Annotated in this window: 12 protein-coding genes; 10 read left to right on the top strand and 2 right to left on the bottom strand. The window is 64.9% G+C overall.

Features of this window, described 5'->3' with window-relative positions:
* From VD811_12795 to VD811_12815, 5 genes are all read left to right on the top strand, one after another.
* A partial coding sequence (locus VD811_12795) for a Bax inhibitor-1 family protein (GenBank protein HXV21857.1) occupies positions 1 to 163 on the top strand: 163 nt, incomplete at its 5' end.
* A gap of 341 nt (positions 164 to 504) precedes the next feature.
* A complete protein-coding gene (locus tag VD811_12800) occupies positions 505 to 906 on the top strand; it encodes a hypothetical protein (protein ID HXV21858.1) in 402 nt (133 codons plus the stop codon).
* Positions 907 to 995: 89 nt separating this feature from the next.
* Positions 996 to 1,325, top strand: coding sequence for a cupin domain-containing protein (locus tag VD811_12805; GenBank protein HXV21859.1), 330 nt, complete (start codon positions 996 to 998; stop codon positions 1,323 to 1,325).
* A 142-nt stretch (positions 1,326 to 1,467) separates the two neighbouring features.
* Entirely contained in the window at positions 1,468 to 1,677 is a 210-nt protein-coding gene (locus VD811_12810; GenBank protein ID HXV21860.1) for a ribbon-helix-helix domain-containing protein, read from the top strand.
* A 281-nt stretch (positions 1,678 to 1,958) separates the two neighbouring features.
* Positions 1,959 to 3,386, top strand: a complete 1,428-nt coding sequence (locus VD811_12815) for an AsmA family protein (protein ID HXV21861.1) — start codon at positions 1,959 to 1,961, stop codon at positions 3,384 to 3,386.
* 145 nt (positions 3,387 to 3,531) lie between these two features.
* On the opposite strand, the gene VD811_12820 is transcribed toward VD811_12815, so the two are convergent.
* Positions 3,532 to 3,972: a hypothetical protein gene (locus VD811_12820; GenBank protein ID HXV21862.1), complete on the bottom strand. Its 441-nt coding sequence runs from the start codon at positions 3,970 to 3,972 to the stop codon at positions 3,532 to 3,534.
* Between the two features lie 190 nt (positions 3,973 to 4,162).
* Between VD811_12820 and VD811_12825 the strand changes: the two genes are divergently transcribed.
* The 5 genes from VD811_12825 (at position 4,163) to VD811_12845 (ending at position 6,755) form a co-directional block, all read left to right on the top strand.
* Positions 4,163 to 4,561, top strand: coding sequence for a VOC family protein (locus VD811_12825; protein ID HXV21863.1), 399 nt, complete (start codon positions 4,163 to 4,165; stop codon positions 4,559 to 4,561).
* A gap of 82 nt (positions 4,562 to 4,643) precedes the next feature.
* On the top strand, positions 4,644 to 5,288 hold the full coding sequence (locus tag VD811_12830; GenBank protein ID HXV21864.1) for a hypothetical protein: 645 nt from the start codon (positions 4,644 to 4,646) through the stop codon (positions 5,286 to 5,288).
* Positions 5,289 to 5,395: 107 nt separating this feature from the next.
* Positions 5,396 to 5,584 (top strand): DUF6726 family protein, encoded by a 189-nt coding sequence (locus VD811_12835; GenBank protein ID HXV21865.1) that lies wholly within the window; start codon positions 5,396 to 5,398, stop codon positions 5,582 to 5,584.
* Between the two features lie 99 nt (positions 5,585 to 5,683).
* Positions 5,684 to 5,878, top strand: coding sequence for a CsbD family protein (locus VD811_12840; GenBank protein HXV21866.1), 195 nt, complete (start codon positions 5,684 to 5,686; stop codon positions 5,876 to 5,878).
* Between the two features lie 97 nt (positions 5,879 to 5,975).
* The gene (locus VD811_12845; GenBank protein ID HXV21867.1) at positions 5,976 to 6,755 is read left to right on the top strand and encodes an amidohydrolase family protein; all 780 of its coding nucleotides are present in this window, start codon (positions 5,976 to 5,978) and stop codon (positions 6,753 to 6,755) included.
* A 42-nt stretch (positions 6,756 to 6,797) separates the two neighbouring features.
* Here the strand turns inward: VD811_12845 and VD811_12850 are convergent.
* The coding region (locus VD811_12850) for a ribonuclease Z (GenBank protein HXV21868.1) at positions 6,798 to 7,456 on the bottom strand (659 nt) is incomplete at its 5' end.

Genomic DNA, 7,456 nt, shown 5'->3' on the forward strand with positions numbered 1-7,456 from the left:
CGTCTTCACCGGCCTGACCGCCTACGACACCTGGAAGATCAAGGCGATGGCGGCGGCCGGGGCGCAGGGGCGCAAACCGGCGATCCTCGGCGCGCTCACCCTCTATCTCGACTTCATCAACCTCTTTCTCATGCTGCTGCGACTGTTCGGCAATCGGCGGTGATCTTAAACTCTGAATCGGCCTCACGCGAAGCCGCGAAGTGCGCGAAGTAAAGTCAACTTGTTGTCAAAATCTAATCATCGCCCGATTGGTAGTCGTCTGACCGTCCATAGGCTTTCGAATTTCTTCGCGGCCTTCGCGGCTTCGCGTGAGCAACTGGTTAAAAAGATTGACAGAGGGGAGATTAAGGATTATCAAGAGTGGGTGTTTCAAACCCGGAGGGGGTGTGATGCCCGCAACCGTCGCTACAACGAGAAGGTGAATTCGGCAGCCGTCTAGATCAGCATTTGCTGGCTGGCGGCTGTTGTTGTTTTTAGTTGCCCCAAACACCGAAGGATATGGCCATGAACCTGAACCGCAAATGCGTTGCGACGGCCCTGTCTGTCGCCCTCCTGCTCCAACTGACCGGCTGCTCCGCCTTCCGGCCATTCAACCAGACGGTCCAGATCGACTGCGCCCAACAGGACGTCCAGCTCCAGGTGAACGGCGCCCCGTACGCCTGTCCGGCCGCGGTGCCGGTGCAGCGCAACCGGCCGGTCGACGTGCGTGCGAGCAAGGAGGGCTTCCCCGCCCAGCAGCGCCTGGTCAAGTTCCAGATCAGCACGACGGGCATTCTCGACCTGGCCGGCGGGCTGATCATCCTCGTGCCGGCAATCGGCCTGGCGTTTCCCGGCGCCTTTGACCTCGATACGACCAGTCTCTACTTCGATATGCGGCAGCCGGCTCCGGCGCTGGCGGAGAAATGAGTTGCAAGACTGCTGGGCCGTAGGGGGACAGGCACCTTTCAATGAATCCAAAAGGAGCCAGTCCATGAAATAAATTCAAGGAGTCCCGCATGTTCCAAAAAGCCACCGCCACCGGCTACCACCCCGTCCTCGACAAAATCCGCCAGAAGACCCTCGTCTTCGGCGCCAACACCCTCCTCACCGAGTTCCGCCTCGAACAAGGCGCCATCCTCCCCCTTCATCAGCATCCCCACGAGCAGACCGGCTACCTGGTCGCCGGCCGCCTGGAACTGACCATCGGCGCCGCCACCCATCTTGCCGAAGCCGGCGACAGCTGGTGCATCCCCGGTGGCACCCCCCACCACGCCCGCGCCCTCGCCGACTGCATCGCCATCGAGGTCTTCTCGCCCGTGCGCGAGGACTATTTGCCGCCAGGGTAGGGGCAAACCCATGTGTTCGCCCTGGTTGGGCAGACACGCGGGTCTGCCCCTACGCCATCCACACCTGCCTTGCCCCTTGCCTTTTCCTTCCGCCTCGGGCATAGTTAACTTGTTAAACAAGTTAACAACGAGGAGTTACCACATGATCGGCCTGAGAGACCCGGAACTGGAGAAACGCCTGGAAAACCTCGCCAAGGCGACCGGCCGCAGCAAGAGCTTCTACGTCCGCGAGGCGATCGCCGAGTATTTGCAGGACCGCGAGGACTACCTGCTCGGCATCGCCCGCCTCGAAGAAGGCGGCAAACGCTTTACCCTCGAAGAGGTGGAGAAGAAGCTTGGCCTGGAGCGTTGAGTTCCAGGCCCAGGCCCTGGAGGACCTGCGGCGGCTGGATAAGTCCCTCGCCTTCGGCACCCGCACCCTCCCCGCCGAATTCAGCCTCGATCAAGCCCTCGCCTCCCTCCTTGCCGCCTCCGCAGAAGATGCTACCCTAAATAATATCGCGCCTTTCCTCCTCCCTCGACCAGGAGACGCTCATCGAGGCGCGTCACTAGCAGGGGCACGACTCCAGGCAGCGCTGCCTGCTCGGCTCCTGCCCCACTCTGAGCACGGGCAATCTCCCGGCAAAGGATGCCATGTCCCGGAAGCGCACCCTTTTTCTTTCCCTGACGGCGGCAGTGCTCCTGGCCCTGGCGGCCGCGGCGCTGCTCGTCACCCGCATCGACCTGGCGGCGCTAACGCAGCGTATGGAGGTGCGCCTCTCGGCCGCCTTCGGCCTGGAGGTGAAGGTGCTGGGGGAGACGCGGCTGCGCCTCTGGCCCTGGCCGCGGGCCGTCATCGCCGACATTTTGGTGCGCGCCGGGGAGACCGAGGTGCTGCGGGTGCCGCGGGCGACGGCGACGATTGCGTGGCTGCCGCTGCTGCGCGGGCAAGTGCGGCTGGCGAACCTGACTCTGGAGGAACCGGTACTGACCATCCGCCGTGACGCCGACGGCAGCATTACCCCCCGCTGGATGGCGAAGCGCAAGAAGGCGGAACCGGGGCAGGCGCAGCCGCCCCTGCCGGTGGCGAAGATCACGGCCGCAGGGGGGACGATCCATTTCATCGACAGGGTCAACGACTCCGCCGCGGAACTCGACGGCATCAGCCTGGAGTTGGGAGATCTTCACCGCGGCGCAGATGGCCGCCTCGCCTTCGCCGGCGGGCTGCGCGCCGAACGGCTGCGCGTCAACCGGATCGAGATGCGGCAGCTGCGGGGGACGCTCTCGGCGGAAAAGGGCGTCTACCGGGCCGCGCCGATGCGGGGTACCCTGTACGGGAGCGAGGCGACCTTCAGCCTGGAGACCGACCGCAGCGGGGCAAACCCCAACTGGCGGCTGGAGCTCGCGGCCGAGGGCTTGTCGCTGGCGGAGCTGTTCCGGTCCCTGGCCGGCCGGGCGCTGTACGAGGGGCGCGTCGACGTGCGGATGAACCTCAGCGCCGCCGGGCCAGGGCGCCTCATCAATCATCTCGACGGGACGGTCGAGGTCACGGGAAACCACCTGACCCAGCACGGCTTCGACCTGGACGGGGTCGTCCGCAGCCTGCGGAAATCCGACCAGGTCGACCTGGTCGACGTCGGCGCCTATCTCATCGCCGGCCCGGTCGGCGCCCTGCTCACCAGGGGCTTCGACCTGGCCGGCACCTATCGGGAACTGCACGAGGAGAAAAGCCAGGGCATCGAGCAGGTCGCCTTTCACTGGACGATCGAGAACGGCATTGCCAGGACGAAAGATGTCGCCCTGCGGACCCGGGAGAACCGGGTGGCCGTCCACGGCGCCATCGACCTCGCCCGGCGCCGCTACGACGGTATCACCCTGGCCGTGCTCGACAGCCAGGGGTGCGCCAAGCTGACCGAGGAGATTTCCGGCCCCCTGGCCAAGCCGTCGGTGCAGCCGATCAGCCTGCTGCGCACCCTCACTGGTCCGCTGGCCGGGTTGCTCAAAAAGGTCCGGGAAATCATCGAGCCCGGGGAGTGTCACCCCTTCTACGAGGGATCGGTGACCCACCCCCCGTCGCCCTGACTACACCCTCAACCAACTGTCAAAGTGCGGTATTCCAGAAAGCCACAACGCAAGAGGGGTCGCATCTACACATTCACGAAATGAAAGGTGTAGACGCGACCCCATACGACTTTCGAAGTTTGCCAGACGGAAACCCGGCAACAACCTACATGACGGTCTTCAGATTCATAGTGCAACGGCACTTGCCCGGCTGGTCGGAGACCGTGTTGCAGAAACAGGAACCGCCGCAGTTGCAGAAATAGATCCCCGTCCCCTTCAGGCTCACCCGCTTGAGCGGCTGGCCGCAGCCGCACTTGGCGACAACCTTCGGATCGATCTGGCAAGTGCAGCCTTCCGCGCAGGTGCAAAGCAGGGCTTCGTCCCCCTCGACCTTGACCACGTGGTGCCATTTCATCTCTTTGCCGCAGGCGCAGTTGCCCGGCTTGGTGCTCATCGCGTTGCACTTGCATGCCTCACCGCAATTGCAGACATAAAGCACATCCTGACGGGCACCGGCTTGCGCGTCAGTGGTTTTGGCGGCGCAGCCGCCAATCAGAACGGCGCCGAGCAGGACCAGGAACAGACCGGCAAGTTTTCGTTTCAACATTTTCTTCCTCCACTGTAAGGGGCGATGGTTGCCGGCGGCTGCCGGACAGGGGCACTATGATAGAAACCGTCATTTCAAAAAAGTTGTAAAATTATAAACCAAAGCCAAAGCTAATCAAGGAGGCCAACACGAGCCGGCTCCCTTGAAAACGGGCATGGCGGAACCTGTTGCGCTCACAAGGGGCATGCGCATGACGCCAAAGCTGTTGATCAACATCGACGTGGACGACCTCGAACGGGGCGTCGCCTTCTACACGCAGGCTCTGGACCTGCGGCGCGGACGCACGCTCTTCGACGGGACGGCGGTGGAGCTGACGGGGGCCGCCTCGCCCGTCTATCTGCTGCTCAAGCCGGCCGGCACGCTTGCCGCGGGGGGCGTCCGGCAGCGCCGCCGCTACCGCCGCCACTGGACCCCAGTCCACCTCGATTTCGTCGTGGCCGATGTGGCGGCGGCGGTGGCTCGGGCGGTTGCGGCCGGCGCCCGGCTCGAGGGGGCGATCGCGTCGTACGGCTGGGGACGCCTGGCCACCCTCGCCGATCCCTTCGGCAACGGCTTTTGCCTGGTCGAATTCCATGGCGGCGGCTATTGACCCGTTCCGGGCTCCGCAATCCACCAAGCCCGGCGAAACCGCCCGTCGCCGCCAACCTTTTTGCCGTCCGGGGTATCCCGCCATGAACGCACAGACTCTGCGAAAACCGCTGCTCTTCCTGCTGCTGCTCCTTCCCCTCATCGCCGCCCCGGCGCCGGCTCAGGAGTCGCCGCTGCGGCGGGTCGAGCTGGCGCATGGCATCTCGCTGGAGATCCCGGCGCAGTGGAGCGTGCAGCCGCCGGCGACGCGCCAGGACCTGGAGACGACCAGGGAGTCCCTCACCGGCAAGGCGGGTATAGAGAAGCCACGCGGCAAAAAGGAAGAGCTGCTGGCGGTCAACGCCACCCCCGCTCCGGCCGGCGCCATGATCAAGCTGAACGTAAGTTCGCCGGCCGACTTCACCCAGGCCGACCTCGCAGCCGCCGGCCCCGAGGGGCTCAAGGCCCTGCGCGCCGAGCTCCTCGTCACGTTCCAGAAACTGGAGGCCGCCGGCGGCCCCAAAATCCTCGATGTACAAACCCCGCGGATCGAACGGATCCACGACCACCTGGCGCTGTGCATCCCCTATCTGCGGGCCGGGGCACCGGGGATGCCCCCCTGGGAGGTGAGCCAGTACAAGATCCCGGTGGCTGGCCGGCTCATCGAGCTCACCCTGTCACACCGGCAGACGGAGGCCGCCGAATGGAAGCCCGTGCTGGAGCAGGTGTCACGCTCGTTGCGGTTCTGACATTGGGGGTGCGTTGACTCCCCCGGCAGCCTTGGGGTAAATTGACGCTAGGGAAGCTGTTTCCGGCAACGGAGGCGGCGAGAAATTCATAACCGATGGAGGCTATCATGGGATTCATCAGACTCTTAGGTTTGCTGCTGGCCACGGTCCTGCTGACCGGTTGCGTTCTCACCAAGCTCGTGACCGTGCCGATGCGGGTGGTCGGCGCCGTCGTTTCCATCATCCCCGTGGCGGGCAACGTGGCCCATGACGCCATCGACGAGGCCGCCGACCTCGTCGACAAGGTGCCGATTTAGGGGTCAGAGGCTCCTGAAGCTCTCTGCCGCATCCTGAATTCGGCAGAAAGCGTGGGGTGGAAACCCGATTGTATAAACAAAAGAGCAAAGGAGATCATCATGAACGCCGAACAAATCAAGGGTCAATGGAAGCAGATAAAGGGTGAAATCAGGAAACAGTGGGGCAAACTGACCCACGATGAGGTGGAGCGGATCGCCGGCGAGAAGGATGTACTGGTCGGCACGCTGCAGGAAAAATACGGGATTACCAAGGAAGAGGCCGAAAAACAGGTGAAGAAATTCACCCGCCATTAGACTGGACGAAAAACCGGAATGGCCGGCAGGAAGAAGGGGTAGGCTGAAAGCTCAGCGTGCCCCTTTTTGGTGCCGGCGTGGAAAGGGATCATCATTTATGCTCAACGGAAAAATGCCCGCCTGCAAGGTTTTCGACAGCCACTTCCACATCATCGACGCCCGCTTTCCCCTCGTCCCCAACCAGGGCTACCTCCCCGACAACTTCACCTGCGACGACTACCTCCGCGCCGCCGCCAGCTTCAACCTCGCCGGCGGCGCGATCGTCTCCGGCTCCTTCCAGGCCTTCGACCAGGGCTACCTGCTGGCTGCCCTGGAGCAGCTCGGCCCCGCTTTCGTCGGCGTCACCCAACTGCCGGCCGCCGTTTCCGACGCGGAGCTCCTGCGGCTCGATGCGGCGGGAGTGCGGGCGGTCCGCTTCAACCTGAAGCGCGGCGGCTCGGAGGGGGTCGGCAAGCTGGAGAGCTTTGCCCGGCGGGTGCACGAGATCGCCGGCTGGCATGCGGAGCTGTACGTCGACTCCCGGGACCTGGCCGATCTTTTCGCTACCCTGGCCGCCCTGCCGGCCGTCAGCATCGACCACTTGGGGCTGGCGAAGGAGGGTTTTCCCACCCTGCTGCGGCTGGTGGAGCGGGGGGTGCGGGTCAAGGCCACCGGCTTCGGCCGGGTCGATTTTGGAGTGAAGGAGGCGCTCCGCGCCATCTGCGCAGCCAATCCCGAGGCCCTGCTTTTCGGCACCGACCTCCCCTCCACCCGGGCGCCGCGCCCCTACAGCGACGACGACCTGCTGCTGGTGCTCGATGTGCTGGGAGAGGATCTGGCGAAGAAGGTCCTGTTCGACAACGCCGTTGCCTTCTACCGGCCAGGAAGGGAAGCCTGAAAAGGATTGGGCAGTCCGGCCCGAAAAACCGGTTTGGTCGTTTCAGGGCAGCAGCCCGGCCACCTCGGCCGGCAGCAGGGGACGGGGGGTGAGGCGCTCGGGGAGGCGCAGCAGGGTGACGCCGGGGGGCATATCCAGCTCCCGGTAGAGCTGCTCGCCGCGGCCGACGTAGCTCTTCGAGAGGTGCATCGGCAGCAGGAAGGCGGGCGCCAGCTCCCGCGCCAGTTCGTTCACATCGCGGCTGCAGAGGTGGTAGGAGGCCCGCGCCTTGCCGCAATCGGCCGCCAGGTAGGAACACTCGCAGACCAGCAGCGTCACCCCCTGCAGCAGGGAGCGCACCTTCTGCCGGTTCTCCGTGGTGAAGCCGACGTCGGTGAGATAGCCGATGCTCGCCGGCTCGGCCGGACTGCGGATCGCCGCAAAGAGAGCGGCGGGGTCGGCGACCGCCTCTGCGCGGACCGTTTCCCTCTCGCGGCGCAGGACGGTGAGCGGACCCTGGTCCAGCTCCCGCCGGCAGAAGCGCCGCTTCAGCTCCCGCAGCCACGGGCCCGGCACCAGGCCCTGCCGCCGCAGCATCTCCGCGTCCACCGCGAACGCCTCCCGCTCGGTGAGGCGAAAGGCGAGGACGGGGATTTTGTGGTCGCAGAGCTCCGCCTCCACCCGCAGGTAGTCGCCGTGGTAGATGACGGACTCCGGCCGCT

It is taken from the genome of Desulfuromonadales bacterium (genome assembly GCA_035620395.1).
Taxonomy (GTDB): Bacteria; Desulfobacterota; Desulfuromonadia; order Desulfuromonadales; family DASPGW01; genus DASPGW01.

Coding starts and splice junctions, on each gene's coding strand:
- VD811_12835 (HXV21865.1), top strand. CDS start 5,396: ATGGGATTCATCAGACTCTTAGGTTTGCTGCTGGCCACGGTCCTGCTG.
- VD811_12825 (HXV21863.1), top strand. CDS start 4,163: ATGACGCCAAAGCTGTTGATCAACATCGACGTGGACGACCTCGAACGG.
- VD811_12845 (HXV21867.1), top strand. CDS start 5,976: ATGCTCAACGGAAAAATGCCCGCCTGCAAGGTTTTCGACAGCCACTTC.
- VD811_12815 (HXV21861.1), top strand. CDS start 1,959: ATGTCCCGGAAGCGCACCCTTTTTCTTTCCCTGACGGCGGCAGTGCTC.
- VD811_12840 (HXV21866.1), top strand. CDS start 5,684: ATGAACGCCGAACAAATCAAGGGTCAATGGAAGCAGATAAAGGGTGAA.
- VD811_12830 (HXV21864.1), top strand. CDS start 4,644: ATGAACGCACAGACTCTGCGAAAACCGCTGCTCTTCCTGCTGCTGCTC.
- VD811_12800 (HXV21858.1), top strand. CDS start 505: ATGAACCTGAACCGCAAATGCGTTGCGACGGCCCTGTCTGTCGCCCTC.
- VD811_12820 (HXV21862.1), bottom strand. CDS start 3,972: ATGTTGAAACGAAAACTTGCCGGTCTGTTCCTGGTCCTGCTCGGCGCC.
- VD811_12810 (HXV21860.1), top strand. CDS start 1,468: ATGATCGGCCTGAGAGACCCGGAACTGGAGAAACGCCTGGAAAACCTC.
- VD811_12805 (HXV21859.1), top strand. CDS start 996: ATGTTCCAAAAAGCCACCGCCACCGGCTACCACCCCGTCCTCGACAAA.